We start from the raw sequence: 26,065 nt of genomic DNA on the forward strand, positions 1-26,065 counted from the left end.
TCTCAAAGTCCAGTCGACTGGCGACAGCAGTGTGCGACGTAGCGAAGCCGAAAAGCAAGTGAGCTTGCGTTAGGGTCGAGGGCGATGAGCGAGACGGAGGTACGGCGACGTCCCGGCGGACGGTCGGCACGCGTCCGCGCGGCGGTCCTCGACGCCGCGCTCGAGCTGCTGCGCTCCCACGGGCTCGAGGGCCTCAAGGTGTCCGAGGTCGCGGAGCGGGCCGGGGTGCACGAGACGTCGATCTACCGGCGCTGGGGCAACCGGGAGAACCTGCTGATCGACGCGCTGCTGGACGCGACCGAGCAGCTGCGCGTCCCCGACACCGGCCGCGTGCGGGACGACCTGATCGCCTACGTGGGCGACCTCGCCGCGTTCCTGGCCTCGCCCACGGGCCACGCGCTGGAGCACACGCTCTCGGCCGCCGGCGACGACCCCGCCATGCGGGAGGCTCGTGATCGCTACTGGGCCGCGCGTTCGGCGGGGTCCCAACAGATGATCACGCGCGCCGTCGGCCGGGGCGAGCTCCCGGACACCGTCGACCCCCGCCTGGCCATCGAGATGCTCGTGAGCCCCGTGCACTTCCGGGTGCTGCTCACCCGCGAGCCGATCGAGCCCGGACTGCCGGCGCGTCTCGTCGACGCCCTGCTGGCGGGGATCGGCCAGGCGGGCTGACGATCCACCGGGACGTCCACACCAGATTCACAACCGTTTGCCCGCACCCCCTTCCCGCCATTGTCGTAATGGATCTGTGATATCAGGAAAATAGTGGCGACATTCGTCGCCGGGCCTTTCCCGAGAGAGCGGTCGACGGGAAGGTGGCCCCCACCGTGCGGGTGGGGGGAGGTCGACGGGATGACGGTTCACGAAGGCCGGCACGTGATGCCGGGCTGGCGCGGCTACCTGCCCGAGAGCGTCGACCGGGCCTCCCGGGGCCGGACCGGACGCCGGCGTTCCCGGCGCGTCGCCGCGGTCGGGGCGCTCGCGGTCTGCGTCGTGGCCGGCGGCGCCGTGATCACGCAGACGCGATCGGTCCCGGATCCCTCGTCCGGTCCGGACGGCGAATCGGACCAGGCGGCCACCGTGACGGCCCGGAGCGCGGCGTGGACCCGGGAGGCGACCCCCGTCCTGAGCGCCGTCGACCACGAGCTCGGCCGCGTCGACACGGTCCGGAAGCGGTGGGAGGCGTCGCCGGCCGCGCAGCGGCTCGGACCGTCGCCGGGCGCGGTCGTGGCCCTGCTCGCGCGGCAGGCGGCGCTGGCCGGGCACCGCACGGCGCTGCGCGACGCGATGGCCGACGTCAGCGCGCACCCGGACTCCGAGTCCGCGCTGGACGGCGCCCGCGGTCAGCTCTGGTCGGCGCAGCAGATGCTCCGGGCCATCGACGCCGGACGCGGTGCGCTCGGGGACCCGATGGAGGCGGCGGTGCTGCGGCTCGCCGACGGCGGCGCGGCCCCGCCCGAGGACCCGCGCGCGGGTCCGGCGACGCCGGGTGCTCCGGTGCAGGCCGCCCGGGTCGAGCTGGCCGCGGCGACGGTCGGCGTCGGCCGTCGGGCCGTGGCACGACCGGCGGACGCGGTGGAGGCCCCGACGGTGCGCGCGGCGGACACGACCGGCACGGCGGGTCCGGTGAGCACGACGGAGGCACCGACCGCCACGCCGACCGCCACGCCGGCCGCGGCGGTGGCGCCCGCGAGCTCGCCGTCGGACGGTGTCGCGGAGCGCTCCGCGCCGGTGGCCGGGACGCCCGCGGTGGCGGAGACGCCCGCGGTGGCGGAGGCGCCCGAGGTCGCGGGGGCCGCGGACGGGGGAGTCAGCGGCGGGTCCGGCCCGACGGAGGAGTCGGAGCCCGCGGCGGCCCCGGCGTCGGCGGGGTCGACCGACGACTCCGGGGAGACACCGGCCGCCGTCGACGCCGACCCCGTGGGGTCGATCCTGACCTTCGAGCGCTCCGGTGCGGTCGACACCACCGGCGCGACGGCCAGCCCTCAGGCGCCGGCGTCCTCGGCGTCCGCCGCGTCCGCCGCGTCCCCCGCGTCCGCCGACGCCGACGTCCCGGACGACGCCGGCGGCACGGGCGCGGTCACCACCTCGTTGCGGGCACCCCGCAGCGGCTGACGCCGACCGGCCTCGTCCCGGGCACGCACCACGACGACGCCCGCCGCCGGCCCCGTCGGGAGTTCCGCGACGAAGCGCCGCCACCCGAAGGGGCCGCCGACGGGCGGGGACAGCTCCGCCGCGATCCACCCGTCGACGTCGTCGGGCGCCGCTGCGACCCCGACCTCCACGCCGACCACCGGCGTCGACCCCCACGCCCACCCGGTCACGCGCAGGACGGAGCCGTCGCGGCGGACCCCGGTGACGAGGCTGTTGACGTCGAGATCGCGGACGGGCTCGAGATCCGCCGTGCCCGGTCGCGGGCGCTGGTAGAGCGTGGTGGTGAACAGGTGCTCCGGGCGGCGGTCGGACACCGTGAGCGACCGCAGCCACTTCACGTTGTTGGTCCCGAAGTAGCCCGGCACGAACAGCCGCACCGGGTGGCCGTGCTCCGCGGTCAGCGGCTCGCCGTTCATCTCGTAGGCGAGGATCCCGCGCTCCCGGACGACGTCCAGCGGGAGATCCTTGAGGTACTCGGTGCAGGGCGTGTCGTCGAAGATCCCGCGGTCGTGCCCCTGCGCGACCAGGACGGACCCGTCGGACGCGCCGGCGAGGTCGAGCACGGCGGCGACCGGCGCGCCGCGCCACACCACGTTCCCGGCCCGGCGGGTCGGCTCGTCGGGCCGCAGCGGGTTGCCGAAGCACTCCAGCACGGCGTGCACGGTGCGGCTCGGCAGCGCCCGCAGGTCGTCGACGCCGAGCTCCAGCGGCCGGTCCACCCGACCGTCCACGCGGAGCCGCCAGCCCTCGGCGGAGACGTGGGCGATGCCGAAGTGCCCGATGACGTAGAGCGCGTCGACGGGGGTGGTCGGCGCGGCCAGCCGCGCGGGCGGGGGCTGCCACTTCGTCGTCGCGGCCGGCGCCATCCGCGGGAGGCCGGTCGGGTCCTGGCGCGGCTCGGCGGTCACGACGGTGCCTCCTCGGAGTCGGCGCCAGGTCTCCTCGAGCAGTATGCGGCGCCCGTCGGTCGCGCAGGAACGCCCGTGACGGCGCCGTCGGTCCTCGCCGGGCACGGACCTACCTGGACGACCGGGTGCGCCTCGGGCACTGTGCGGTCCATGACCGAGCCGGAGGGTTCCCGCGCCGCGGCCGCCAGCGTCGGGACCGACGGCAGCGTCGCCGTCGCGGGCAGCGTGGACACCACCGGGAGCGTGGGCGTCGCGGGCAGCGTGGCGACCGTCAACAGCATCGGCGTGATCCGGAGCGCGGGGACGGCCGGCAGCATCGCGGTGGCGGGGAGCGCGGCGACGGCGGGCAGCGTCGCGGTCGCCGGGAGCGTCGCCACGGCCGGCAGCGTCGCGGTCGCGGGCAGCGCCGGGACAGCCGGCAGCGCCGGGATCGTCGCGAGCGTGCTCACGGTGGTCGGGGTCGGCCTGCGCCGGTGCGTGGCGACGCTGGCCTGCGTCGACTGCACCCGGTGCGTGGCGTGCGTCGGGTGCGTGGACTGCGTCGACTGCATCGGGTGCGTCGGCTGTGTCGGGCTGCGGGGCGCGGTCGGGCAGCGTGGCGTCCACGCCGGATCCGTCACCGCCTGATCCGTCACCGCCTGATCCGTCACCGCCTGATCCGTCACGGCCGGTCCGTCACCGCCGGGGGCAGGCGGGCCACCAGCGGTGCAGCCACCACGGCGCCGGCCACGCGGTCGGGGGCGGCGAGCAGGTCGGCAGGCCGGCGGGCTGCAGCGCGAGCCGCGTGCGCATGAGGTCGACCCCGTAGTCCTGGTACCGGGAGAGCGTGTAGACGACGTCCGGGCCGTCGTTCCACACCGGCGTGATCGCGGGGGCGTAGGCCTCGGGGAAGTCCCGGGTGGTGGCGACGACCTGCGGCGGGCTCCACGGTCCCTTGGGCGACAGCGCGCTGCGCAGCACGATCTCGTGCGTCGGGTCGACGAGGTACATCATCAGCCAGCGTCCGTGGTAGCTGTTGTAGCCGACCGAGAGCTCCCCGACCGGACCCGGCACGACGTCGACGGCGTCCCGTTCGTCCGCCGACCAGCCGTGGGCGCTGCGGTAGCGGTACGCGGAGCGGTCGCCCAGGCGGTCCGCGGGCACCCGGGCCAGCGAGGCCGGCCCGGAGCGGCCGGCCGGGATGCCGTAGACGAGGACCGTGTCGCTGTCCGCGGGTTGCGCGTAGGCGACCTGGGCGAACCGGCTCGAGCCCGACCACACCGCGCCGGGGTCGCGGACCCAGGTCTGCCCGTCGTCGTCGGAGTGCGCCATCCCCGAGTCGTTGGTCGTCCAGTGACCGGCTTCCTCGAACTGCCGCACCGACATGTAGTGCAGCCACATCCGCGAGCCGGTGGAGATCCCGGCCGTGGGGATGACGGTCTCCTCGTCACCGACGACGTGCTTCGAGTACAGGAGCTCCTTGGCGTGGTCGGGACGGTCGGTGACCATGTCGGCCAGCCGCCGGGTGGCGGACGGGGCGGCGGGGGAGTCGAGCCACCCCAGCGTGCTGCCGCGGCGGTCCGGGTGCGGCACGGAGAAGAACGGGTCGGCCGGCGGGTCGCCGTAGGTGTCGCCGAACAGCATCGCCAGGCGCCCGCGGTGCAGGAACACGTGACCCAGGTCCGCGCCCTGCGCCCCGAACCGCCGGGCGGTGTCGGCGGCGATACCGCGACCCATGAGCGTCACGACCGGCGTGGTCGAGGCGGGGTCGACCACCGGTGCCCACGGCCCACCCGGCGACGGGGGGAGTGGTGGGGCCGGCGGCGCGGCGACCGTCGGTCCGGAGCACCCCGCGAGGACCGCGGCGCCCACCGCGACAGCCGCCGCGCCGGACATCAGCGCGCGCCGTCCCTTCGCCACCACGGCGCGGCACCGTAGGCGTCGCCGGCCGCCCCGGCGATCAGGCCCCGGGTGCCCCGCGCCACACGTCCCGGCGGGGCCCGCGGCCGCTATCGCGCATACCGGTCCGGGAGGCCGAGGAGCACGAACCGCTCGACGAGCTCGTCGGTCCAGGGGGTGCGTCCGCCGCGCGCGAGGGCGGCGTAGACGTCGGGCGCGAACCGCTCGCCGGGCGAGGTGTAGCTCAGCAGCGTGGCGTTCTCGAACGCGTACCAGGTGGACGGGAAGGCGTAGGACAGCACGACGTCCCCGTCCTCGTGGCGGACACGGTGGGCGGGGTTCGGACGCAGCAGGCCGAGGGCGTGGGGGCGCCCCGTCGTGGGTCCGTGGTCGGTCAGCAGCGCCGGGTCCGTGCTCGAGACGAGCGTCAGCCACCGGACCCGGGCGAAGGCGCCGGGCGGGCGCGGCGTGGCGAGCTGGGGCCCGAACCCGGCGCGGTCGGTGTCCACCAGGTCGTCCTCGTCGAGCAGCCGCCACGGTGCCCCGCGCAGCAGCGCCACGTAGCCGGCGGGGTCGCGCTCGGCGTCGCCGTCGCGGGGCTCGCAGTTCCGGTTGCCGATGCGGTCGACGACGACGGTGTCGTGGCGCGCGACCCGCCGGAGCTCGTCGAGGGCGCGCTGCTGGTCGCCGAAGTAGTGGAAGGCGTCGGTGCACGTCGAGGCCGAGAACCCGTCGTCGTCGAAGGGCAGCGCGTCGACGCGGTCGGTGCAGACGTAGCTCTGGGTCGGCGCGACGTAGCGCCGCGCCACCCAGAGCTGGAAGAAGTTCCTGTCGACGCCGACCGCCGTCACGGGGCGCTCGCGCGCCGCCAGGTGGTGCAGGGAATGGCCGAACCCGCAGGCCAGGTCGAGGACCGGCGCGCCGGCACCGGGGAGCGCCTGCAGCAGGCACAGCGACGCGAGGTGGCGCGGCTGGCCGAAGCGCAGGAAGAAGTAGGCGTACATCTCGTCGTTGACCCGGCCGGACGAGCGCAGGTAGGCGAGCTCCATCCAGTCCTGGGCGGTGAGCCCGTCCAGGTCGGTGAGTGGTCCTGGACGTCGATGCGGCCCCGACGCGCACGGGTGCGGGCACGGGACGAGCGCACCTTGACCCCGGGTCTCCCTCGGGTCGGGACCACTCGCTGCCCTCCCCGCCGACTGTCGGCCGATGAGATTCACCCGTTCGGCTGCTGTAGCGCTGCGGGCGTTTCGTCGACGGAAGGGCAGGAGACGGCCCGCGCCGTCCCCACGCCCACCGACGAGGAGGACGCCCGATGAGCCCGGACCCGACGCAGCGCGGTCGCCACCGCCGGCCCGGCGGCCGGGGCGCCCGCCGGCGCCACCCGGGGCGCGTCGCCGCCGTCCTGGCCCTGACGGTGACCGCCGGCGGCACGGCCGTGGCCGTCCCGGCCCTGGCCGCGCCGGCGAGCCAGAGTCCGGAGGCGAGCCCGGCCGCGCAGGCCGCGCACGCCGAGGCGCTGGTGCCCGGCACACCCTGCTCGGTCTCCGCGCGGGCGTGCGTCGACCTGGAGTCGCAGCGGGCCTGGCTGATCCGCGACGGCAGGGTCACCCGCGGCCCGATGACGATCGCGTCCGGCGGCGAGGGCCGGGCGACCCCGGTGGGCCACTCGCTGCGGGTCTACCGGAAGGACCGCGACCACACCTCGGGCGAGTCGCGGACCCGGGACGGACGCCCGGCGCCGATGCCCTACTCCGTGTTCTTCGCCGACGGGGGCATCGCCTTCCACGGCGGGGACCCCTCGCGCTCGTCGGCCGGCTGCATCCGGATGGAGATGCCCGACGCGAAGGCCGTCTTCGCCGACCTGCAGGAGGGCGACAAGGTGCAGGTCGTCAACGCCTCCGAGGAGAACGCCGCGCGGGGCGCCGCCGCCTGACCGCCGGCCGCCGGGATCAGGCCAGGCGTCCGGCGAGGACGTCGCGGCCCGGGCCGGCGACCTCGTCGAGGGCGTCGCCGCGGCCCGCCATCACCATCAGCAGCGGTTCGGCGGGCCCCTCGACCACCGGGCCCCGGCCCGACGACCAGCCGACGTCGGTGGCGACGAGGCGCAGGCCCCGGGCCCGGGAGAACGCCCGGATCGGTGGGGCGACCCTGGCGAACGGCAGCGCCGCCGCCAGCCGCTCGGCGGGGACCTCGCGGGTCGCCCCGAGCGCGCGGCGGATGTCCTGGTGGTGGATGAGCCCGTCGACCAGCCCGATCCGGCCGCCGAACCGCGCGGTCAGGCCGGCCGGTCGCAGGTGGTCGGTCAGCTCGGCGAGCAGCTCGTCCGGCGCGAGGTGCGCGTACTCGTCGACGCCGACCTGGTTGGCCTCGTCGGGGTCGAACCGGCCGCGGGCGAGGCGCCCGACGAAGCCGGTGGGGCCGAGATGGTCGTAGCTGATGACGTGGGCGACGACGTCGCGCACGCTCCAGCGGTGGCACAGGGTCGGGGCGTCCCACTGCGCGGGCGTGAGCCCGGCCAGGAAGTCGGCCAGCTCGGCGCGCTCGTCGTGGGCGAGCCGGATCGGGTGCGGGTCGGTCACTGGTTCTCGACCATCTGCGCGTAGGCGGCGAGAAGCGCGACCCAGCCGCCACCACCGTGCTCGATGGCGCCGTGGACGCCGTCGCCGCCGACGAGGCGCTCGAAGTGGCGGTGCTCGACCTCGACGGTGGTCTGCTCGGGCCCGTCGGCGTGGAAGCGGACCTCGATCTCGCTGGCGTGCGCGGGATCGGGGTCGAACTGCCAGTCGCCGCCGATCTGCCAGGTGAACACCACGCGCTCGGGGGGCTCCCAGGCCAGCACCCGGCCCCAGTCGCACTCGCTGCCGTCGATGCCGCGCTCGAACCACCGCCCGCCTTCCCGCGGCTCGAGGACCACGTCGGCGACCTCGGCCGCGCCGATGTGGTACTGCCGGGGCCACCAGGCCCCGAAGTGGCCGGTGAACAGCTCGAACGCGCGGTCGCGCCCGACGTTCACGGTGGTCTTGCCCTCGATCGCCGGGATCGGTGTGGTCACGGCTGCTCCTCGGTCACGTGGTGGGTCGTCTCGTCGGCGACGGTCTGTGCGGCGAACTTGTGGAAGTCGGCCAGGGCGTGCTCCCAGACGCCGTCGAGCCAGCTCCGCAGCGCGGCCACGCCCTGCGGGTCGAGCCGGTAGATGCGACGGGTGCCCTCGGCGTGCGAGACGACCAGCCCGCCGTCTTTCAGGGCCTTGAGGTGCTGGGACACGGCCGGGCGGCTGATCGGGAGCTGCTCGGCGAGCTCGCCGACCGAGCTGGGCCGTCGCGCCAGCGTCTCGAAGATCGCGCGGCGCATGGGGTCGCCGAGCAACCCCAGGCCGGCATCTCGGTAAGCTGACACGAACGGTAAGTCTAGAGCGACCGAGCAGCTCCGCAAGGGTCTCGCCGGAGGGGCGCCAGGCGTCAGGATGGGCCGATGACCGGCACGACACGCGTGATCACCGGCGCGGTGCTGCTCGACCTCGCGGTCAGCCCGCTGTTCGCCTGGGACGTGTTCACCGGTGCCCTGGGCCGCGAGCTCGGGGCGGACGGGACGGCCCTGGCGGCCGTCTTCTCCGTCGGCCTGGCCGCCTTCATGACCGCCGTGGTGGTCGGCGGGCGGCTCGCCGACCGGGTCGCCCCGCGGCGCCTGGCCGTCGTGGCCGCGGTGGGCATGGTCGCCGGCCTGCTCGGCAGCGGCGCCGCGGGCTCGGTCGCGACGATCCTCCTCGCCTTCGGCGTGGTGGTCGGCGGGTCGAGCGGGCTCGGCTACGCGACCGCCGTCCGGGTCGCCGGCACCCTCGCCTCGGGTCGCGGGCTCGCCCTCGGGCTGGTGGTCAGCGCCTACGCCATCGGCACCGCCGCCCTGGCCCCGGTCGCCGCGACCCTCCTGGCCGCCGTGGGTCGACCGGCCACGTTCGCCGTGCTGGCCGGCGCCCTCGGCATCCTGCTGGTCGTCGCCGCGATCCTCGTCCCCGGCAGCCACCCGCACCGGGTCACGACGGCCCCCGCCGACCGGCCCGGACGCCGGCGCGCGCCCGTCGTGGCCCTGTGGTTGGCCTTCGGGCTCGGCAGCGCGCCCGCGCTGGCCGCGTTCGCCCAGGCCGGCAGGCTCGCGGGCCCGACCGCGGCCGTCGCGCTCGCGGTGGCCCTGCTCAACCTCGGCAACTTCGCCGGGCGCCTCGTCGCGGGCCCGCTCTCCGACCGCGTGGGACGCCGCGCGGCGCTGCACGGCGACGCCGCCCTGCTCGTCGTGGCGTGCCTGCCGCTCGCGCTCGGGGCGACGGGCCCCCTGGCCCTCGCCGCCCTGTTCGTCCTCGGGGCGCAGTACGGTGCGCTCTCCGCGCTCACCCCGGCGGCCACCTCCGACGTGGTCGCGCCCGAGCGCTTCGGCACCACCTTCGGGCTCGTCTTCACCGGCTGGGGCCTCGCCGGGCTGACCGCGCCGGTCGCCGCGGCGTCGCTCGCCCCGGGGATCGGCGACGCGGGTGTCTACCTCGCGTTCCTCGGGGTCGCCGCCGTGGCCTGGGGGTGCGTCGGCGTCTTCGGCACTATGACCCGCGCCTGAACCGCGCGCACCCGCGTCCTTGTCGCCGACCGGCCCGCGGACGATGCTGGACAGCGTGGCCCAGGCGAGCACCCAGGACTGGACCGTCGTCGACGAGGGCTGGGGCCGCCGGGCGGCCGACTTCGCGACCCTCTCCGAACCCGCCAACTGCCGCGAGTACGTCGCGATGCACCACCACCTCGGCATCGACGCCGGCGACCGGGTGCTCGACGTCGCGTGCGGCTCCGGGCTCGCGCTCGAGCTCGCCGCCCTGCGCGGCGCGACCTGCGCCGGCATCGACGCCTCGGCGCGGCTCGTCGCCGTCGCCCGCGACCGCAACCCGGACGCCGACGTGCGGGTGGGGGACATGCACGCGCTGCCCTGGGCCGACGGCAGCGCCGACGTCGTCACCAGCTTCCGCGGCATCTGGGGCACGACGCCGGACGCGCTCGCCGAGGTCCACCGGGTGCTCGCGCCGGGCGGCCGGCTCGGGCTGACCGTGTGGGGGCACATCAAGGTCTCGCCGGGGGCGTGGGCGCTCGCGCCGTTCCGGCTGGCCGCCGCGCCGGCCGTCGCCCACCAGGCGGCGATGGTGGCGCTGGGGCGTCCGGGTGCGGGGGAGGAGCTGCTCGCGTCGCACGGGTTCACCGACGTCCGCCGCGTGACGGTGCCCTTCTGGTGGGAGTTCGCCGACCCGGAGGCGTTCGCGCGCGCCCTCGCCGCCACCGGCCCCGCCTACGAGGCGGTCCGGACCGTGGGCGAGGAGGCGTTCCACGACGCCGCCGTCGCGAGCGCGGCGCAGCACGTCCGGGCCGGGCTGCCGTTGCGCGCGGAGATCGACGTGGCCGGCTACCTGGCCCGTCGCGCGGGCTGAGCGGGCCGGTTCAGCCCGGGTCGGGCAGCTCGCTGGCCGCGCCGACCCACTCGACGATCTCCCCCCGGTCGTCGAGGAGGGGGACGGCACGGGACAGCGTCCAGCCGACCGAGCCGTCCCGCCGGAACACCCGATGTCGCAGCTCGAACATCGACTTCGCGGCGACGGCCCGGCGGATCGCGTCCTCCACCACGGAACGGTCCTCGGGCGGGATGTAGTGGTCGACCCAGGTGCTGGTGGGGTCGGCGGTGTCGGCGATGAAGCCGCGGCCGTCGAGGGCGCGCATCTCGGTCCAGTCCGGGCCCATCCTGTAGGCGACGTCCCAACTGGCGTTGACCAGTGCCCGGAAGCGGTCCTCGGCGTGGCGGCGGACCGCGGCGAGCTCGATGTGTGCCCCCAGCCGGGCGATCAGCTCACGACCCGTGAAGGGCTTGACCAGGTAGTCGTCGGCTCCGGCGAGCAGGCCCTCGATCGCGGCGTCCTCGCCCGCCCGCGCCGTGAGCAGGACGACGGGCGTCGTGTCCAGCCCCGGGTCGGCGCGGAGCTGCCGCACCAGGCCCAGGCCGTCGACCTTCGGCATCATCACGTCGGCCAGCACGATGTCGGGACGGTGCTCGCGCGCGGCGCTGAGGGCTTCCGCGCCGTCCGCCACGGTCCGGACGTCCCAGGTCGCGCCGAGCAGCCGCCGCAGATAGCGCCGCAGGTCCGGGTTGTCGTCGGCCACGAGCACGCGCGCGCCCGGCACCCGCGCGTCGAGGGCGGGATCGCCGGGGACACGGGCCTCCTCGGGGAGGAGGATCGTGTCGAGTCGCCGGTCGTCCTGTTCCGGCACCCACGCCGCGGCCTCCTCCGCGAGCGACGCGGCGACGTCGAGGGCGTGGCCCGACGGCTCCGGGGTCGTGTGTTCCATGTCGGGGCGGGACCCCATGGGCAGCCACACGGTGAAGGTGGTGCCGACCTTCTCCTCGCTGCGCACCCGGACGCGTCCACGGTGGCGGCGGACGAGCTCGTGGGTCAGCGACAGGCCGATCCCGGCCCCGTCGTGGGTGCGTCCGGCGGTCGACCGGCCGCGGTGGAACCGCTCGAACACGTGGGGCAGCTCGTCGGCCGGGATCCCCACGCCGGTGTCGCTGACCTGGATCTCCGCGTGGTGGGGCAGCGCACGGACGCGGACGTCGATCGCGCCGTCGAAGGTGAACTTCAGCGCGTTGGAGAGCAGGTTCGACAGGATCTTCTCCCACATCTCCGCGTCGAGCCACACCGGCTCGGGCAGGGGCGCGGCATCGAGGCGCAACGCGATCCCGCAGTGCTCCACGGCGCTGCGGAGGACCGCCACGATGTCCCCGGTGAGCGCCGAGAGGTCCGCCGGCTCGAACCGGGCGCGCAGACGCCCGGCCTGGGCCTGGGAGAAGTCCAGGAGCGTGCCGACCAGCCGGAGCAGGCGACGGGCGTTGCGGCGGACGAGCTCGACGTCCGTGCGCAGGTCCTCGGGGAGGTCGCGCCGCGCGAGGATGTCCTCGATCGGGGCGACCATGAGGGTCAGGGGCGTCCGGAACTCGTGGGACACGTTGGAGAAGAAGGCCGTCTTCGCCCGGTCGAGCGCGTTGAGGCGCTCGATGCGCTCCCGGTCCTTCTCCCGGGTGCGCGCCTCGCCGACCCGCACCGCCACCTCGCCGCTCACCAGGCGCAGGAACTCCTCGTACCGCGCGTCCCACCGCAGCCGGGGCGACAACCCGAGCACGAGGACGCAGCTCTCCGTACCGGGGTGGGTCAGCGGCAGGATCAGTGCCTGATCGCACGGCGGCTCCTCGGCGCGGTCGGACACCCCGAAGCGCGCGCCGACGTCGCCGACCAGGATCTGTTCCCCCGTCGCGACGGCGTGCGCGAGCGGCCAGCCCCAGCGCTCGCCCAGCGGCAGCTGTGGGGGCGCGAAGGTGCTCTCGGGCTCGAGGCCGACCGCCCGGACGAGGCGGGCCACGGCGTGGAGGTGGTCGACCCGGTAACCGAGGGCGAACGGGACGTCCTCGTCGTGCCGGGCGAGGACCTCGAGCGCCCGCTCGAAGGCGGAGAGCCAGGTGGGCGCGCCGGTCGTGCGGTCGGAGAGCTCGTTCAGGGTCCGGAGCCTGCGCGCCGCGAGCACCTCCGCGGTGCGCTCCACGACAGTGCAGAGGATGCCGGGGATCGTTCCGGCCTCGTCCTCGACCGGGATGAAGAAGAGATCGAACCAGGCGTCCTCGAGGGCGCCGTGCCTGCTGGTCGGGTAGAGCGCTTCGCGGACCTCGACGGGCTCCCCGGCCCGGACGCGGCGGTAGATCCCTTCGTTGAGGTGCCACACCTCCGGCCAGCACTCGCGGTTGGGCCGGCCGAGCCCCGCCGGGTGCTTGTTGCCCATGATCACGCGGTAGGCGTCGTTGTAGAGCTGGACGTGGTCGGGTCCCCACAGCAGGCACATGGCGAGCGGCGCCTCGAGCGCCAGACGCAGGGTGGTCCGCAGGACCGGCTCCCACCCGGCCACCGCCCCGAGCGCGGTGGATCCCCAGTCCATGCCGCGGGCGAGACGGGCGACGTCACCGGGGCCGGCGAACACCGACCGCACGGCCTCGAGGTCCGGCAGGGAGGGCGGCAGCCCGAACCCCCGGACGATGTTGCCGATGACGGCGCCGATCTCGTCCACCGGCAGGACCCGGTCCGCGGCGCCGGCGCTCGCGACCGAGCCGGGCATGGCCGGTTGTCCGGCGCTGTCGGCGTCCTGGACCAGCACGGTGCCCCCGGCCGCGCGGACCGCGGTCGCGCCGGCGGTGCCGTCGTTCCCGAGACCGGACAGGACGGCGGCGACGGTGCCGGAGCCGAACGACTCCGCGGCGGAGGTGAGCAGGACGTCGAACCGGTCGTGCCCGACGTGCCCGGCGAGCGGGTGCACGGCGCAGGTCCGGTCCGGGAGCAGCTCCAGCGAACTGCCGGGGGGACAGACCGCGACCCGGTCGTCGCGCAGCGGCTCGCCGTCCTCCGCCCACGCGACGATGCGCCCGACCTGCCGCGAGAGCACGGCGACGAACTTCTCGTGCGGCGCGGAGAGGTGCTGCGCCACCACCACCGGGGTCCGCATCGCGGCGGGGAGGCCGAGCAGGACGCGGATGATCGCGTCGAGGCCGCCCGCCGACGCCACGAGGACAACGACCCGCGCGCGGGACCGATCCGACTCCGTGCCGTCCACCGCACCAGAGTGAGGGTTCCCGACCAGGGGCGCGAGCACCGCGGGCGGGCTCAGGCCGACGGGGTCGTCCCGCTCGAGTCCTCGGCCTGCTCGCGGACACGGCGCGCGTGCTCGCGCTCACGCTCGGCGAAGTCGCGAGCCTCCTGCGCGGCGCCCTGCAGCCGCTCGGCGGCGTGGGGCCGCACCCGCGCGGCCTCCTCGTAGGCCAGTGCCACCTTCTCCTCGGAGTCGGCCACGTCGTCGGCGAGCCGGGCCAGCCGGTCGCTGAGCTCCGCGGCCTGCCGCCACGCGCGCGTCGTCGACGACTCGACCTCGGAGCGGTGGTCCACCTCGGGCGCGGATCCGCCCTCGGGCTCCTGGTTCACGGCGACCTCCCGGCACCCGCGGGGTGAGGACGCGGCGGGCGTCTCGCTACCCTTCCACACACGGCAGACGTCCAGGGGGCGCGACATGAGCGACCGGAGGATCGTCGGCATCGGCGCGTCGGCGGGCGGGGTCGAGGCGCTGTTCGAGGTGGTCGCCGGGCTCGGCGCCGACCTCGAAGCCACGGTCCTGGTCGTGCTGCACCAGGCGGCCGCCGCCCCTTCGGTGCTGGCCGGGCTGCTCGACGGGCGGTGCGCCCTCCCCGTCGCCGCCGCGCGTCACGGGGCACCGCTCGCGCCGGGGCAGGTGCTCGTGGCGCCCCCGAACACGCACCTGCACGTCGCCGACGGCCGGGTCGACCTCACCCGCGGGCCGAAGGAGAACGGCCACCGCCCCGGCATCGACCCGCTGTTCCGGTCGATCGCGCTCGAGGCCGGACCAGGGGCCGTCGGGGTGGTGCTCAGCGGTCTGCTCGACGACGGCGCGGCCGGCCTGCTCGACATCGTGCGTCACGGCGGGACGGCCGTGGTGCAGGACGCGGAGGACGCGCTGTACGAGGCAATGCCCACCGCTGCGCTGGAGCAGGTCCCCGGTGCCCTCGTGCGTCGCGCACGCGACGTCGGGCCGACACTCGACGAGATCCTCGCGAGGCCCCCGCTCGACGTCGCCCGCCCGTCCGCCCAGCTCGTCTACGAGGTGCGGGTCAGCCGGGGCGAGGGGTACGAGATGACCGAGCGGGATCCACCGGGGCGGCCGGTGGGCATGAGCTGCCCCGACTGCTCGGGCCCGATGTTCGACGTGGGCAGCGAGGAGCGTCCGCGGTACCGGTGCCGGACCGGGCACGCGTGGTCGGCGGCGAGTCTCGGGGCGGAGCAGGACGATGCGGTCGAGCGCGCCCTCTATGCTGCGATGCGCGCGCTCGAGGACAAGGTGGCGCTGTCCCGCCGGTTGGCGGCCTCCGCCGAGGCCCGCGGCGCGGCGAGCGTGGCGGAGCGGTCGCAGCGGTCGGCAGAGGAGGCCCTCGGGTCGGCGACCGTGCTGCGCCGGCTGCTCACCGGCAGGGGCGGGACCGAGGGTGACGACGGGAGCGAGCGGTGACCGAGGGAGTCGACGCCGACTTCGAGAGCCTGCTGGAGTTCATCAAGGAGAGCCGTGGATTCGACTTCACCGGCTACAAGCGCTCCAGCGTGCAGCGGCGTGTCGAGCGGCGGATGCAGCAGGTCGAGGTCGAGACCGTCGCCGAGTACCTCGACCGGCTCCAGGTGGACCAGAACGAGTTCACGCAGCTGTTCAACACCATCCTGATCAACGTCACGGGCTTCTTCCGCGATCCCGAGGCGTGGCGCGAGCTGCAGCAGGAGGTGGTGCCCGGCCTGCTCGCCCCCAAGACCCGGGGCGAGAGCATCCGGATCTGGTCGGCGGGCTGCGCCAGCGGCGAGGAGGCCTACGCGCTGGCGATCCTGTTGGCCGAACAGGTCGGGCCCGAGGAGTTCCGGCGCCGGGTGAAGGTCTACGCCACCGACGTGGACGAGGACGCCCTCGCCACCGCCCGGCAGGCGACCTACGGCGAGAAGGACCTCCAGGCCCTGCCCGAGGACCTGCGCGGCAAGTACTTCGAGCGCAACGGCTCCCGCTTCACCTTCCGCGGCGACCTCCGGCACAGCGTGATCTTCGGTCGGAACGACCTCGTCCAGGACGCCCCCATCGGACGCCTCGACCTGCTCGTCTGCCGCAACACCCTGATGTACCTGAACGCCGAGACCCAGGCGCAGGTGCTCCGCCGGTTCCACTTCGCCCTCAACTCGTCCGGCGTGCTGTTCCTCGGCAAGGCCGAGATGCTGCTGAGCCACGCCCGGCTGTTCCTCCCGATCGACCTCAAGCGCCGGTTCTTCCGCAAGGCCGAGCAGGTCGACCCGGGCCAGCGGTTCGCCGTCTCGCACGCGCGTCTCGACGACGGCCGCAACGGGGGCGAGGCGCGGCTCGAGGACGAGACGCTGCTGCACAGCCCGTTGGCGACGATCGTCGTCAACACCGACGGGGTCGTCGCCACGACCAACCAGCGTGCCGAGGCGCAGCTCGGGATGAGCAACCGGGAGATCGGCCGCAACTTCGCCGACCTCGACCTGTGCCAGCGCATCGGGGGGCTGCGCAGCGCCTACGACGACGTCCGCCGCAGCCGCAGCACGATGTGGCTGCACGAGGTGCAGTTCTCGCGCTCGGCCACCGAGACCCTCTACTTCGACGTCCAGCTCGTGCCGCTCGAGGGCGAGGCGAACGGCGGCCCCGCGGTGGCGGCGTTCTTCTCCGACGTCACGCGCTACCAGCGCCTCAACGGCGAGCTGCAGGCCGCGCACCGGCAGGTGGAGACCGCCTACGAGGAGCTGCAGTCGACGGTGGAGGAGCTGGAGACCACCAACGAGGAGCTGCAGTCGACGGTGGAGGAGCTGGAGACCACCAACGAGGAGCTGCAGTCGACGGTGGAGGAGCTCGAGACCACCAACGAGGAGCTGCAGTCGACCAACGACGAGCTCCAGTCCATGAACGACGAGCTGCGGGAGCGCACCGGCCAGCTCGACGAGGCCAACGACTTCCTCGAGTCGGTCCTCGGCAGCCTGCGGACCGCCGTGGTGGTCGTCGACACGGAGCTGATCGTGCGGGCCTGGAACGGGCAGGCGGACGACCTCTGGGGCCTGCGCGCCGACGAGACGATCGGCCAGCACCTGCTCAACCTCGACATCGGGCTGCCCACCGAGCGCCTGCGCCCGCTCGTGCGCGGGGCGCTGAACGGGGACGGTGACGAGTCGCTGCGGGTCGAGGCGATCAACCGCCGGGGTCGGACGGTGCAGCTGGCGCTCACCGCGTCCCCGCTGCGGCTGCGCAACAGCGGCCCGACGGGAGCGATCGTGCTGATGGACCAGTCGGACTCGAGCGACGGGACGGAACCCTCCGAACCCACAGCGACATCGTGAGTCGGTGACATCGGGCTGTCCGGGCCCGTAGAGTCATGCCATGGGCGACACCACTCCGGCGGTGCCCGGGCACGGTTTCAGCGGGTCACAGGCGCGGAGACAGCAGCAGCTCGACGAGCGGGAGGCCCGCGCCGACGAGCGTGACAGGGCCGCCGACGCGCGGGAGATCGACGCCGACCGACGTGAGGCGGACGCCGACCGGCGCGAGCAGACGGCGGACGCGCGGGAGACCCGCGCCGACGAGCGCGAGGCGCAGCTGTGCGAGATGTCGCGGCACGTGGGCATCGTCGGGCCGGGCGCGGCCGAGCGGGCTGAGCGGGCCCTGGACCGCGATCAGCAGGCCATCGAGCGGTCGACCGAACGCCTCGCCCGGTCGCGCGCCGCCCTCCGGCGTTTCCTGGCTCTGGGGGACCGCGAGCAGCTCGAGGTGGATCGTGAGTCCGGCGCGAGCGCCCTCGCGAGCGCGGAGGGCGAGCCCTCGACGGGCTAGCCGGCGCCGTCGGTCGCCGAGGGTCGCCCCAGGAGGAGGGTCAGACGGGCCTCGACCGTGGGCGGGAGGGGGATGCTCTCGGCCCGCGCGTGGTGCAGCAGTGCCTCGATCGACGCATCGGTGGTCGGATCGGCGAGCAGCTGGGCGCGGCGTCTCGCCTCCCGGGCACGGGCGAGCAGGGCGGGAGGGTCCGCCGCCGTTTCCTCGCCGCGCAGGACGTCGCCCGGTGAGCAACCGAAGGCGTTCCGGTACTCGATGGCGAACCGGCCCGGGCTCTTGAACCCCCACCGCTCGGCGATGCCTCCGACGGTGTCCCCTCGGGTCCGGTCGCCGCGCACGAGGTCGCGGTGGGCGCTGTCCATCCGGAACTTCCGCAGGTGGCCCATCGGCGTCTCGTCCCGGTGCCGGCGGAAGGCGTGCTGCAGTCCGCGCACACCGATCCGGGCGGCGCGGGCGATGTCGTCGATGCCGATGGGGCGGTGGGCGTTGGCCTGGATGAACGCGACGGCGCGCCGCACCACGGCGGGACCCGCGTCGAGGTCGGCATCGGCGGCGTCCTCGGAGGTCCTCAGCAGCCCGGCGGCGAACTCGCCGACGCCGCGTCCGCTCTTCGCCGCGAGCTCCCGCAACATCGCCGAGGCGTCGTCGAGATCCTGCTGATAGCGCTCCATCAGCACGCCCGTGGCGACGGCGACGGGGTCCCGCGCGCCGGTCATCCTGGTCTCCTCCCGTCGGGTTGCCTCGATGCGACCCTGGCACAAGGCCGCCCGGCGCGGAACCGGGACGACGGGTCAGGGGATCAGGGCGGGGAGGCCGCCGCCGAGCACGCCGGCCCGGTCGATGGCGACGCGGCCCTCCTTGACCACGGCGAGCACGTGGGCCGGGTCCGCCAGGGCGGCGATGTCGGACAGGGGGTCCGCGTCGGTGACGACGAGGTCGGCGGCCTTCCCGGCCACCAGCGTCCCGGTGACGTCGTCGACCCCGCACAGCTCGGCGGCGTCGCGCGTCCCGGCCGAGATCGCCTCCAGGGGCGTCATCCCGCCGAGGCGGACGAGCAGGTCCAGCTCACCGAGGTTCGTGCCGTGGTCGGGGGTGATCCCGGCGTCGGTGCCGAGGGCGATGCGCACGCCGGCGGCGACCGAGCGCGCCGCCGACTCGTGGGCGACGCGGTGCCAGCGCACGGCCTTCTCGTAGGTGCCCGGCGCACTGCGCGCGGGGTCGGGCTCGGTCATCGTCTCGATCAGGGTGGGCACGAGGAACTGACCGCGCTCGACCATCTCCGCGCGCAGCTCGTCGTCGAGGGCGTAGCCGTGCTCGATGCTGGTCACCCCCGCCCGCACGGCCGCCTCGATGCCCGGGCGTCCCATGGCGTGCACGGCCACGGGCAGCCCGCCGTAGGCGCCGGCCTCCTCGACGGCGGCGTGGATCATCTCCGGGCGCAGGCCCAGCCACTCGGGCTGGTCGTGGGGAGACGTGACGCCGCCGCTCGAGGCCAGCTTGATGCAGTCGGCTCCCGCGGCGACGAGCTCGCGCACCCGCAGGCGCATCGCGTCGACCGAGTCCACGAGGTTCGGCGGGCTGCCGGGGAACGCGACCGCGGCGGCGAGCCCGTCGATGCCCGACGGGGTGGTGAAGTCCCCGTGGCCGCCGCGCTGGCTGAGCATCGCGATCGAGACGAGCAGGCGCGGGCCCGGGACACGGCGCTCGGCGACGGCGCGCCGGAAGCCCGCGTCGAGGCCCAGGAGGTCCCGGGCCGTCGTCACGCCGTTCTCCAGGGTCGTGCGCAGCCGCTGCAGGACCTTGAGCACGCGGTAGGTCGGCGGCTCCTGGAGCCCCTCCAGCGGGCTGCCGTGCGCGCCCGGCAGGGCGAAGTGCACGTGGGCGTCGATGAAGCCCGGGCACACGGTGCGACCCCGCAGGTCGACCCGGCGGACGCCGTCGTGACCGGCCGGGAGCTCGCCGGCGGGGCCGACCCACGACACCTGCGTCCCGTCCACCAGCAGGGCGGCGTCCTCGACCGGGTCGCCGCCACGGCCGTCGATCAGCCGCACGTGCTCGAGCAGCACCTGTTCGTCGGGCACGCGGGACTCCCTCGCTCGTCGCCCTCGTCTTCCGGGTCGACCTTGGTCGAATCCCGCGGCGGGCGACAGGGGACGAAGGTCCCGACGGATCTACGGGGCGTCGGTGACGCCGCAGTGCTCGGCGACCCACGGTGCGGTCCCGGTGGGCCGACCGGCCTGCTCGGCGGCCATGAGCAGCATCCCGGCCGACACGGCGAACAGTCCGCCGGCCCGGCGCGCCTGGACGCCGAACATGTGCGGACCCCGGCCGTAGAGGTTCAGCGCGGCGCGGGGCACGCCATCGACCTCGAGCAGGATCGACAGCATCGAGCGGCAGCCGGCGTCGAGCGCGCGCGCCGAGAACGCCGGCCACCGGTGCCGGTCGCCGCCGGCGAAGTCGTGGACCGCGACGACGCCGTCCGTGGGAGCCCTCGACAGCACGGTCATCGCCGGGCCCTCGCCCAGCTCGGCCTGGAGGGCATCCAGCGGGCCGACGACGGACGGGCAGGCGGAGCGGTAGCGCCCGTCGGCGGGGCTCAGCCCCGCGAAGGCCGCGACCGGCACCGCGACGAGGGCCGCGGCGACGATGCGCACCAGGGCGGGTTCGTGATCACGCACCAGCGTGACGTCGTTGAGGCCGGTGCCGCTGCGGCGCAGGTGGGCGACGAGGTTGTCAACGGTCACGGCGACCGTCTCCGTCCACTGGGAGCGGTGATGGGACGTGCGGGTCCATGGAGTCAGGACGGATACCGAGGAAACTGTCCGAACAGCGACTACGCACTGTCCTCCGTCGATGACGCCCGGGTCAAGGAGCCGGGCCGGGCGCCGCCCCCGGTCAGCGCCGCAGGGCGTCGCTGGGGGAGTACCCGTGGACGCGGCGGTAGTCGACCGCGAACCGGCCCGGGTTGGTGAACCCCCACTTCGCGACGATCGCCCCGACGGTGTCGCCGCGGGTCGGGTCGCCGGCCTGGAGCTCGCGGTGCACGGCGTCCATCCGCACGGTCCGCAGGTACTCGAGCGGCGTCTGGCCGCGGTGGCGGCGGAACGCGTGCTGCAGTCCGCGGGTGCCGATGCGAGCGGCCCCGGCGATCTGGGTGATGTCGATGTCGCGGTGGGCGTTGGCGTCCATGAACTCCACCGCCCGGCGGATCGTCGCCGGTTCAGCGCCGCCCGCCAGGGGACCGCACGGGTCCCCCAGCGTCTCGAGGGCGCTGTTCGGGAAGACCGCCAGCGCTGCGGTGGCGAGCTGGCGGAAGGCCTCGGCGCGGACCAACGGCGCGGCGAGCACCTCGTCGTCGACGAGGACGTGGCGGCGGACGTGCTCGACGGTGCGGGCCCAGTACGACCCGAGCGCCTCGCTGAGGGGGACGCCCAGCTCGACGCGCACCCGCTCCGGCGGCAGTCCGCTCAGCTCCGCGCCCACCGTCTGGAGCGCCCGCAGGTCGAGGACGACCGACTCGATGTCGAGGGGTTCCCACACCGTCGTCCCCGGCCGCCACGGGTCCATCACCGCGAGCTCCCCGGCCTCGCGGGTGACCGAGTGCGGGCCCATGGTCGTCCGGAAGCCGCCTGACCGCACGCGCTGGACGACCAGGCCGCCGTACGGCGCGGTCCCGGCCTCGCCGTGCATCGTGTGCACCAGGTCGTCGATCCGGAACCGGTCGGTGACCAGGGAGGTCACGCGCATCCGGAAGTCCGTGACGTCGCCCGACAGCCTCGGTGTGACCTCGGTGTAGGCATCCGCGATCCACTCGCGGGCCACCTCGGGATCGGTGGTCTCGACCTCGGTCCGGATCATGGACGACACGTCCAGCACGGCAGCCACCCCCTCCGGCACCCCGTGATCCCACCCAGGACGACCAGCCTAGCCACCCACCACGGTCGGCCCAACCCGATCACCGACCGCGGTTGAGCGGACGTCCCGCCCGACTCCACGCGCTCACCTCGCCGATCACGCCGGTGGCCTCGACGGCGACCTCGGCGAGGATGGCCCGCGCGGCGGACAGCCACCCCTCGTCGCCGGCCACGAGCGCGACGCGCAGCCCAACGGCCCGCAGGCGGTGGTGGAGCGGGTCGTCGACGTCGCGCAGGCGCAGCGGGAGGACGGCCAACGCGACCGGCCACGAGCCGGGGATGTGTCCGGCGGCGACGTCCTCGACCGGGCGGACGTCGAGCAGCAGGATCGTGCGGGACTCGAGCCCGATTGCCAGATCGGCGACGGACAGATCGTGCTCTACGCGCATCTCGTCTCGGGAGGTCGACAGCCAGTGCTGGTGGCATGCCCACGGCACGGCGCGCCGAACACTCGGACGGCCGAACCCGTCGTCGCTCGTGCGGTCGTCTCGCCGGGCGTACGGCACGCGCGCGGTCACGTCTCATCCCCGCCGGGTGATGCGGCCGACGCGCGTCGCGGCTTGCCTCGTCGGCGACGAGAGGGAGTGGCCATGTCCGCGGTCGAGGATCTGAGCGAGCTGGTCGAACGCGCGAGCGCGGCGGAGCGGGCCGCGCTCGCGTCGAAGTGGAAGGAGCGCGACGACGTCGACGCGCTGCGTCGTCACGTCCAGCGCCTGATCGACGACCAGCGGGAGGCCGACCGGCTGGCCCCCGCGACGGAGGGGCCCACCGACCCGCCCGCCGAGGGGTACGCCGCGGCGGCACGCGCCGAGGCGGCGGCCGCCGCCTCCGTGACCGCGGCGCGGCGGGCCCTCCTCGACGCGCACCTCGCCGTCCTCGACGCCCGGCTGGCGCTCATCGACGCCGGCGAGACCGACCCCGGGGCGACGGCCGTCGACGGGCGCACGCCGCTGGCCGGGCGCAACGCGGTCACGCGCCACGGGCCCGCGCTGGCCCACGGGCTGAGCGGCGAGATCCGCTACATGCTCTCGCGCAAGCCGCGCTCGATCGTCAAGAGCCTGGCGGTCAGCCTGGCGCTCGGTCTGCTCTACCTCGGCGTCATCCGGCTCTTCCAGTGGGACCGCATGCAGCACTGGCTGCCCTACCTCGGGCTGTGGGCGATCTCGGTCGTCATGGGCGGCGCGGTCGTGCTCAACGCGATGAGCTTCGACGCCATGCGGGTGCGCGCCGCCCTCGACAGCGGCGCGCGGCTGTGGCACCTGCTGGTGACCAAGAACCTGGCGATCGCGTGCATCGTCGCCCCGATCGGCTTCCTGCTCAGCGGGCTGCTGGCCTGGCGGGCCGGCAACCTCGACGCGTTCTTCAAGGCCTGCGCGCTGATGATCTCCTTCATCCTGCTGTGGCTGGGCGTCGGCAACGTGCTGTCGATCCTGTTCCCGATCCGCGACGAACCGATCTGGCACCGGCGCAAGGACGGCACGCTCAAGCAGTTCGCCGTGGTGTTCGCCGTGTCCTACGTGATCGGTTATCTCGTCAACATCATGCTGGTCTGGCGCGTGTTCGCGGCCCAGGAGTGGGCCGAGCGCCTCGGCAGCTCGGTGCTCCCGGCGATCTTCGTGATCATCAGCAGCATCGGGATGTGGATTCTCCTAACCGTCCTCGCGGTCGCGCTGTCCCAGCAGCCCAAGGTCCGCCTGGCCCTCATGCGCGAGCTCGCCGATCACCGCCCGGACGAGGCGCGCGCCGTCGCCGTGTGAGCGATCATCACGCCATGAAATACGGCGTCGTGCTCTTCGTCACCGACGAGACCATCGCCCCGGCGGTGCTCGGACCCGCGCTCGAGGAGCGGGGGTTCGACGCCCTGTTCGTGCCGGAGCACTCGCACATCCCCGCGAGCCGGGAGAGCCCCGCCCCGGGCGGCGGGGATCTGCCGCGGCACTTCTACCGCACCGTCGACGTGTTCGTGACGCTGGCGGTGGTCGCCGCGACCACCTCGCGGCTCGCCCTCGGGACGGGCGTCGCCCTGCCCGCCGAGCGCGACGTGTTCCACACCGCCAAGCAGGTCGCCAGCCTCGACCTGGTCTCGGGCGGGCGCGCACTGTTCGGCGTGGGCGTCGGGTGGAACCGCGAGGAGGCGCGGAACCACGGCATCGACCCCCGGCGGCGCGGCAAGGTGCTCGACGAGAAGCTCGCCGCACTGACGCGCCTCTGGGCCGAGGAGCGCGCCGAGTTCCACGGCGAGCACGTCGACTTCGACCCGGTGTACTCCTGGCCGAAGCCGGTGCAGACGCCGCACCCGCCGATCTACGTCGGCGGTGGCAGCGACGCCGCGCTGGCGCGGCTGCGCGACCACGGCGACGCGTGGCTCCCCGACACCGTCGACGTCGAGGACTACCGGCGGGTGCGGTCCTGGCTGGCCGACCACGGCCGTCCCGACGTCCCGTTCACCGTGTTCGGCGCCGACCCCGACGCCGTCGACGTCACCGGCTTCGACGAGGTCGGTGTCGAGCGGATCGCGTTCTGGGTGGACCCGGCCGGCGAGCGCGACGTGCTGCGGAGCCTCGACACGATCGCGGAACGCTGGCTGCGCTGACGGCGCCCGGGCGCGACCGACTCACCCCGCGAAGTCGGCGGCGCTCATCCCGGCGGCGTGCCCGGCCGGCCACTGGACCAGCTCGATGCGGTGCCCGTCCGGGTCGGTGATCCAGGTCGTGCGGAAGTCCGCCGAGCCGTCCGGCGACGTGGGAGCCTCGGACTCGATGCCGTGGGCGGCCAGCCCGGCGAGAGCGGCGTCCATGGACTCGACGTGGACCACGAAGTGGCTCAGAGCGTCCCCGCGGACCGGGGCGCTCCCGGGCGCGTGGACGAGCTCGACGGCGACGAACTCGTCGCCCGGGAGCGCCAGCATGGTCAGGTCCCCCAGCCCCGTCCCGGGGACGCTGCCGACGACCTCGTAGCCGAGCGCGGTGTAGAACGCGAGCGAGCGGTCGAGATCGGCGACCCGCAGACCGAAGTGCAGGGTCCTCATCGCGCGACCTCCTCAACTCATCGGTTGAGCCCACTTCGTAGCGTTCTAGGACCGATGAGTCAAGAACGAGGACCCCGGCGACGGGATGCCGCGGAGCGCGGGGGCGCCGCGCGCATGTGATCGCGCACGGGTGTCAGGAGGCCGCTGAGGGTCCGGGCGTCGTCGCGCGAGAGCGGCTCGAAGAGCAGGCCGCTCACGACCTCCTCGTGCCCGGGGAGCACTCTCGCGATCAGCGCGCGGCCGGCGTCGGTGATGGTGACGACGACGCTGCGCTCGTCGTCCGGGGAGGGTCCGCGGGTGACGAGACCGGCCTTCTCCAGCAGGCCCACCTGGTAGGTCAGGCCGCTGCGGCTGTAGACGATCGCGTCGGCCAGATCGGTCATGCGGTGGCGGCCCGTCGGGGCCTGGTCGAGCCGCATGAGGACCTGGAAGCGCACGAAAGTGAGATCGCCGTCCTCGCGGAGCTGCTGCTCGATCCCGTGCTGGAGCAGGGCGGACACCTCGACCAGCGCGAAGTACGCGCCCAGCTGGACGGGGTCGACGGCGTGCGGCGGGTCCGGCATCGCCCGAGTCTACTTGCTTCGAATTCGAAGCGAGGTTAGCGTCGTCCGCGAGGTGCTTCGACTTCGAAGCACACGCTGCGACGAAGCGAGGCTCCCCCGATGAAGGCAGTGCGGTTCCACTCCTACGGCGGTCCCGAGGTCCTGCGGTACGAGGACGTGGACAAGCCGGTCCCCGGCGCAGGCCAGGTCCGGCTCCGCGTCGCCGCCTCGGCGTTCAACCTGGTGGACGACGGCATCCGCGGCGGCTACCTGCAGGAACCGTTCCCGGTGGGCCTGCCGCACATCCCGGGGATCGAGGTCAGCGGGACGGTCGACGCCGTCGGCGACGGCGTGACCGGCCTCCGGGTCGGCGACGAGGTGATCGGCTTCCTGCCGATGGTGGCCGACGGCGCGGCCGCGGAGTACGTCGTCGCGCCGGCCGAGGTCCTGGCCGCGGCGCCGCGCACCGTCCCGCTGGCCGACGCCGCCGCGCTCCCGATGGTGGGGCTCACCGCGTGGCAGGCGCTGGTCGACGACGCGAAGGTGGTGGCCGGCCGGCGAGTCCTGATCAACGGCGCGAGCGGTGCCGTCGGCGGCTACGCGGTGCAGCTCGCGAAGCACCTCGGCGCGCACGTCATCGCCACCGGTAGCCCGCGCAGCAGCGAACGCCTCCGGGAACAGGGCGCCGACGAGATCGTCGACCACACCCGCACCGACGTCGCGGCGGCGGTGGTGGAGCCGGTCGACGTCCTGCTCAACCTCGCCCCGATCACGCCCGAGCAGCTCGCCGCGCTCGTCGCTCGGGTCCGTGACGGCGGCGTCGTCGTGAACACCGTGCCGCGGACGCCGGCGCCCGCCGACGAGGCACGTGGTGTGCGCGCCGTCGACGTCTTCGTCCGCTCCGACGCCGACCTGCTGGCGCGGCTGGTGGACATGGTCGACCGCGGCGAGCTGCGCGTCGACGTCGACCGGCGGGTGCCGCTGGCCGACCTGGCATCGGTCCACGCCGAGGCGACGGCCGGCACGCTGCGCGGCAAGGTCGTCGTGCTCGCCCCGGCGGCCTGACCTGTCCGTCCGGCCGCCGAGCGTCCTGGCCCGGGGAGAGGGGCGCGGCTAGCGTCGGTGTGCACGCGACGTCACCACCACGACG

Annotated in this window: 26 protein-coding genes; 11 read left to right on the plus strand and 15 right to left on the minus strand. The window is 74.8% G+C overall.

The window, feature by feature from the left end; genetic code table 11:
- Positions 1 to 84 precede the first annotated feature (84 nt).
- Positions 85 to 672 (plus strand): TetR/AcrR family transcriptional regulator, encoded by a 588-nt coding sequence (locus ACR9E3_RS08590; RefSeq protein ID WP_460379811.1) that lies wholly within the window; start codon positions 85 to 87, stop codon positions 670 to 672.
- A gap of 1,313 nt (positions 673 to 1,985) precedes the next feature.
- Here ACR9E3_RS08590 and ACR9E3_RS08595 read toward each other — a convergent pair.
- A complete protein-coding gene (locus ACR9E3_RS08595; protein ID WP_460379812.1) occupies positions 1,986 to 3,062 on the minus strand; it encodes a molybdopterin-dependent oxidoreductase in 1,077 nt (358 codons plus the stop codon).
- Positions 3,063 to 3,212: 150 nt separating this feature from the next.
- Between ACR9E3_RS08595 and ACR9E3_RS08600 the strand changes: the two genes are divergently transcribed.
- The gene (locus ACR9E3_RS08600) at positions 3,213 to 3,689 is read left to right on the plus strand and encodes a hypothetical protein (protein WP_460379813.1); all 477 of its coding nucleotides are present in this window, start codon (positions 3,213 to 3,215) and stop codon (positions 3,687 to 3,689) included.
- A gap of 48 nt (positions 3,690 to 3,737) precedes the next feature.
- On the opposite strand, the gene ACR9E3_RS08605 is transcribed toward ACR9E3_RS08600, so the two are convergent.
- Together ACR9E3_RS08605 and ACR9E3_RS08610 are read right to left on the minus strand one after the other, a co-directional pair.
- Entirely contained in the window at positions 3,738 to 4,964 is a 1,227-nt protein-coding gene (locus tag ACR9E3_RS08605; RefSeq protein WP_460379814.1) for a DUF4185 domain-containing protein, read from the minus strand.
- An 86-nt stretch (positions 4,965 to 5,050) separates the two neighbouring features.
- Positions 5,051 to 5,989 (minus strand): class I SAM-dependent methyltransferase, encoded by a 939-nt coding sequence (locus ACR9E3_RS08610; protein WP_460379815.1) that lies wholly within the window; start codon positions 5,987 to 5,989, stop codon positions 5,051 to 5,053.
- Positions 5,990 to 6,252: 263 nt separating this feature from the next.
- On the opposite strand from ACR9E3_RS08610, the gene ACR9E3_RS08615 reads away from it, so the two are divergent.
- Positions 6,253 to 6,873 carry a L,D-transpeptidase gene (locus ACR9E3_RS08615; RefSeq protein WP_460379816.1) on the plus strand — a complete coding sequence of 207 codons (621 nt, stop codon included), beginning with the start codon at positions 6,253 to 6,255 and terminating at the stop codon, positions 6,871 to 6,873.
- Positions 6,874 to 6,889: 16 nt separating this feature from the next.
- On the opposite strand, the gene ACR9E3_RS08620 is transcribed toward ACR9E3_RS08615, so the two are convergent.
- From ACR9E3_RS08620 to ACR9E3_RS08630, 3 genes are read right to left on the minus strand one after another with little or no spacing between them, the layout of a single operon-like run.
- Positions 6,890 to 7,519 carry a maleylpyruvate isomerase family mycothiol-dependent enzyme gene (locus ACR9E3_RS08620; protein ID WP_460379817.1) on the minus strand — a complete coding sequence of 210 codons (630 nt, stop codon included), beginning with the start codon at positions 7,517 to 7,519 and terminating at the stop codon, positions 6,890 to 6,892.
- Complete coding sequence (locus ACR9E3_RS08625; RefSeq protein WP_460379818.1) at positions 7,516 to 7,992, minus strand: SRPBCC family protein; 477 nt, start codon at positions 7,990 to 7,992, stop codon at positions 7,516 to 7,518. Before ACR9E3_RS08625 ends, ACR9E3_RS08620 begins: the two co-directional genes overlap by 4 nt.
- Entirely contained in the window at positions 7,989 to 8,336 is a 348-nt protein-coding gene (locus ACR9E3_RS08630; RefSeq protein WP_460379819.1) for an ArsR/SmtB family transcription factor, read from the minus strand. The genes ACR9E3_RS08625 and ACR9E3_RS08630 overlap by 4 nt, the downstream gene beginning before the upstream one ends.
- A 75-nt stretch (positions 8,337 to 8,411) precedes the next feature.
- Between ACR9E3_RS08630 and ACR9E3_RS08635 the strand changes: the two genes are divergently transcribed.
- Both ACR9E3_RS08635 and ACR9E3_RS08640 read left to right on the plus strand, forming a co-directional pair.
- Positions 8,412 to 9,542, plus strand: a complete 1,131-nt coding sequence (locus tag ACR9E3_RS08635; protein ID WP_460379820.1) for an MFS transporter — start codon at positions 8,412 to 8,414, stop codon at positions 9,540 to 9,542.
- Between the two features lie 55 nt (positions 9,543 to 9,597).
- A complete protein-coding gene (locus ACR9E3_RS08640; protein ID WP_460379821.1) occupies positions 9,598 to 10,395 on the plus strand; it encodes a class I SAM-dependent methyltransferase in 798 nt (265 codons plus the stop codon).
- A 10-nt stretch (positions 10,396 to 10,405) separates the two neighbouring features.
- On the opposite strand, the gene ACR9E3_RS08645 is transcribed toward ACR9E3_RS08640, so the two are convergent.
- Together ACR9E3_RS08645 and ACR9E3_RS08650 are read right to left on the minus strand one after the other, a co-directional pair.
- Positions 10,406 to 13,609 carry a chemotaxis protein CheB gene (locus ACR9E3_RS08645; protein ID WP_460379822.1) on the minus strand — a complete coding sequence of 1,068 codons (3,204 nt, stop codon included), beginning with the start codon at positions 13,607 to 13,609 and terminating at the stop codon, positions 10,406 to 10,408.
- A 50-nt stretch (positions 13,610 to 13,659) separates the two neighbouring features.
- Positions 13,660 to 13,974: a hypothetical protein gene (locus ACR9E3_RS08650; RefSeq protein WP_460379823.1), complete on the minus strand. Its 315-nt coding sequence runs from the start codon at positions 13,972 to 13,974 to the stop codon at positions 13,660 to 13,662.
- An 85-nt stretch (positions 13,975 to 14,059) separates the two neighbouring features.
- Here ACR9E3_RS08650 and ACR9E3_RS08655 point away from each other — a divergent pair, with 85 nt between their 5' ends.
- Genes ACR9E3_RS08655 through ACR9E3_RS08665 form a run of 3 tightly spaced genes read left to right on the plus strand, consistent with a single transcriptional unit; the run spans position 14,060 to position 17,431 of the window.
- Entirely contained in the window at positions 14,060 to 15,070 is a 1,011-nt protein-coding gene (locus ACR9E3_RS08655) for a chemotaxis protein CheB (protein ID WP_460379824.1), read from the plus strand.
- Positions 15,067 to 16,941, plus strand: coding sequence for a CheR family methyltransferase (locus tag ACR9E3_RS08660; protein ID WP_460379825.1), 1,875 nt, complete (start codon positions 15,067 to 15,069; stop codon positions 16,939 to 16,941). Before ACR9E3_RS08655 ends, ACR9E3_RS08660 begins: the two co-directional genes overlap by 4 nt.
- A 40-nt stretch (positions 16,942 to 16,981) precedes the next feature.
- Complete coding sequence (locus ACR9E3_RS08665) at positions 16,982 to 17,431, plus strand: hypothetical protein (RefSeq protein WP_460379826.1); 450 nt, start codon at positions 16,982 to 16,984, stop codon at positions 17,429 to 17,431.
- On the opposite strand, the gene ACR9E3_RS08670 is transcribed toward ACR9E3_RS08665, so the two are convergent.
- The 5 genes from ACR9E3_RS08670 to ACR9E3_RS08690 all read right to left on the minus strand — a co-directional run bounded on the left by ACR9E3_RS08670 (position 17,428) and on the right by ACR9E3_RS08690 (position 21,734).
- Positions 17,428 to 18,147, minus strand: coding sequence for a helix-turn-helix domain-containing protein (locus tag ACR9E3_RS08670; protein ID WP_460379827.1), 720 nt, complete (start codon positions 18,145 to 18,147; stop codon positions 17,428 to 17,430). The genes ACR9E3_RS08665 and ACR9E3_RS08670 overlap by 4 nt on opposite strands.
- Positions 18,148 to 18,222: 75 nt before the next feature.
- Positions 18,223 to 19,512 carry a metal-dependent hydrolase family protein gene (locus ACR9E3_RS08675; protein WP_460379828.1) on the minus strand — a complete coding sequence of 430 codons (1,290 nt, stop codon included), beginning with the start codon at positions 19,510 to 19,512 and terminating at the stop codon, positions 18,223 to 18,225.
- Between the two features lie 90 nt (positions 19,513 to 19,602).
- On the minus strand, positions 19,603 to 20,175 hold the full coding sequence (locus ACR9E3_RS08680; RefSeq protein ID WP_460379829.1) for a GAF domain-containing protein: 573 nt from the start codon (positions 20,173 to 20,175) through the stop codon (positions 19,603 to 19,605).
- Between the two features lie 151 nt (positions 20,176 to 20,326).
- Positions 20,327 to 21,289 carry a helix-turn-helix transcriptional regulator gene (locus ACR9E3_RS08685; RefSeq protein WP_460379830.1) on the minus strand — a complete coding sequence of 321 codons (963 nt, stop codon included), beginning with the start codon at positions 21,287 to 21,289 and terminating at the stop codon, positions 20,327 to 20,329.
- 97 nt (positions 21,290 to 21,386) lie between these two features.
- The gene (locus tag ACR9E3_RS08690; protein WP_460379831.1) at positions 21,387 to 21,734 is read right to left on the minus strand and encodes a rhodanese-like domain-containing protein; all 348 of its coding nucleotides are present in this window, start codon (positions 21,732 to 21,734) and stop codon (positions 21,387 to 21,389) included.
- A gap of 201 nt (positions 21,735 to 21,935) precedes the next feature.
- On the opposite strand from ACR9E3_RS08690, the gene ACR9E3_RS08695 reads away from it, so the two are divergent.
- Positions 21,936 to 23,102 (plus strand): hypothetical protein, encoded by a 1,167-nt coding sequence (locus tag ACR9E3_RS08695; protein ID WP_460379832.1) that lies wholly within the window; start codon positions 21,936 to 21,938, stop codon positions 23,100 to 23,102.
- A gap of 14 nt (positions 23,103 to 23,116) precedes the next feature.
- Entirely contained in the window at positions 23,117 to 23,938 is an 822-nt protein-coding gene (locus ACR9E3_RS08700; protein ID WP_460379833.1) for an LLM class F420-dependent oxidoreductase, read from the plus strand.
- Positions 23,939 to 23,959: 21 nt separating this feature from the next.
- Here ACR9E3_RS08700 and ACR9E3_RS08705 read toward each other — a convergent pair whose 3' ends face one another.
- Both ACR9E3_RS08705 and ACR9E3_RS08710 read right to left on the minus strand, forming a co-directional pair.
- Positions 23,960 to 24,373 carry a VOC family protein gene (locus ACR9E3_RS08705; RefSeq protein ID WP_460379834.1) on the minus strand — a complete coding sequence of 138 codons (414 nt, stop codon included), beginning with the start codon at positions 24,371 to 24,373 and terminating at the stop codon, positions 23,960 to 23,962.
- A gap of 59 nt (positions 24,374 to 24,432) precedes the next feature.
- Entirely contained in the window at positions 24,433 to 24,936 is a 504-nt protein-coding gene (locus tag ACR9E3_RS08710) for a MarR family winged helix-turn-helix transcriptional regulator (RefSeq protein WP_460379835.1), read from the minus strand.
- A 99-nt stretch (positions 24,937 to 25,035) separates the two neighbouring features.
- Here ACR9E3_RS08710 and ACR9E3_RS08715 point away from each other — a divergent pair, with 99 nt between their 5' ends.
- Positions 25,036 to 25,980 (plus strand): NADP-dependent oxidoreductase, encoded by a 945-nt coding sequence (locus ACR9E3_RS08715; RefSeq protein WP_460379836.1) that lies wholly within the window; start codon positions 25,036 to 25,038, stop codon positions 25,978 to 25,980.
- Positions 25,981 to 26,065 lie beyond the last annotated feature (85 nt).

It is taken from the genome of Actinomycetospora sp. C-140, from assembly GCF_054796175.1.

Bases quoted from the DNA above. Each gene is read 5' to 3' on its own strand.
- ACR9E3_RS08590 (WP_460379811.1), top strand. From the start codon at position 85: ATGAGCGAGACGGAGGTACGGCGACGTCCCGGCGGACGGTCGGCACGC.
- ACR9E3_RS08600 (WP_460379813.1), top strand. From the start codon at position 3,213: ATGACCGAGCCGGAGGGTTCCCGCGCCGCGGCCGCCAGCGTCGGGACC.
- ACR9E3_RS08610 (WP_460379815.1), bottom strand. From the start codon at position 5,989: ATGGAGCTCGCCTACCTGCGCTCGTCCGGCCGGGTCAACGACGAGATG.
- ACR9E3_RS08615 (WP_460379816.1), top strand. From the start codon at position 6,253: ATGAGCCCGGACCCGACGCAGCGCGGTCGCCACCGCCGGCCCGGCGGC.
- ACR9E3_RS08635 (WP_460379820.1), top strand. From the start codon at position 8,412: ATGACCGGCACGACACGCGTGATCACCGGCGCGGTGCTGCTCGACCTC.
- ACR9E3_RS08655 (WP_460379824.1), top strand. From the start codon at position 14,060: ATGAGCGACCGGAGGATCGTCGGCATCGGCGCGTCGGCGGGCGGGGTC.
- ACR9E3_RS08665 (WP_460379826.1), top strand. From the start codon at position 16,982: ATGGGCGACACCACTCCGGCGGTGCCCGGGCACGGTTTCAGCGGGTCA.
- ACR9E3_RS08670 (WP_460379827.1), bottom strand. From the start codon at position 18,147: ATGACCGGCGCGCGGGACCCCGTCGCCGTCGCCACGGGCGTGCTGATG.
- ACR9E3_RS08685 (WP_460379830.1), bottom strand. From the start codon at position 21,289: ATGATCCGGACCGAGGTCGAGACCACCGATCCCGAGGTGGCCCGCGAG.
- ACR9E3_RS08690 (WP_460379831.1), bottom strand. From the start codon at position 21,734: ATGCGCGTAGAGCACGATCTGTCCGTCGCCGATCTGGCAATCGGGCTC.
- ACR9E3_RS08695 (WP_460379832.1), top strand. From the start codon at position 21,936: ATGTCCGCGGTCGAGGATCTGAGCGAGCTGGTCGAACGCGCGAGCGCG.
- ACR9E3_RS08700 (WP_460379833.1), top strand. From the start codon at position 23,117: ATGAAATACGGCGTCGTGCTCTTCGTCACCGACGAGACCATCGCCCCG.
- ACR9E3_RS08705 (WP_460379834.1), bottom strand. From the start codon at position 24,373: ATGAGGACCCTGCACTTCGGTCTGCGGGTCGCCGATCTCGACCGCTCG.
- ACR9E3_RS08710 (WP_460379835.1), bottom strand. From the start codon at position 24,936: ATGCCGGACCCGCCGCACGCCGTCGACCCCGTCCAGCTGGGCGCGTAC.
- ACR9E3_RS08715 (WP_460379836.1), top strand. From the start codon at position 25,036: ATGAAGGCAGTGCGGTTCCACTCCTACGGCGGTCCCGAGGTCCTGCGG.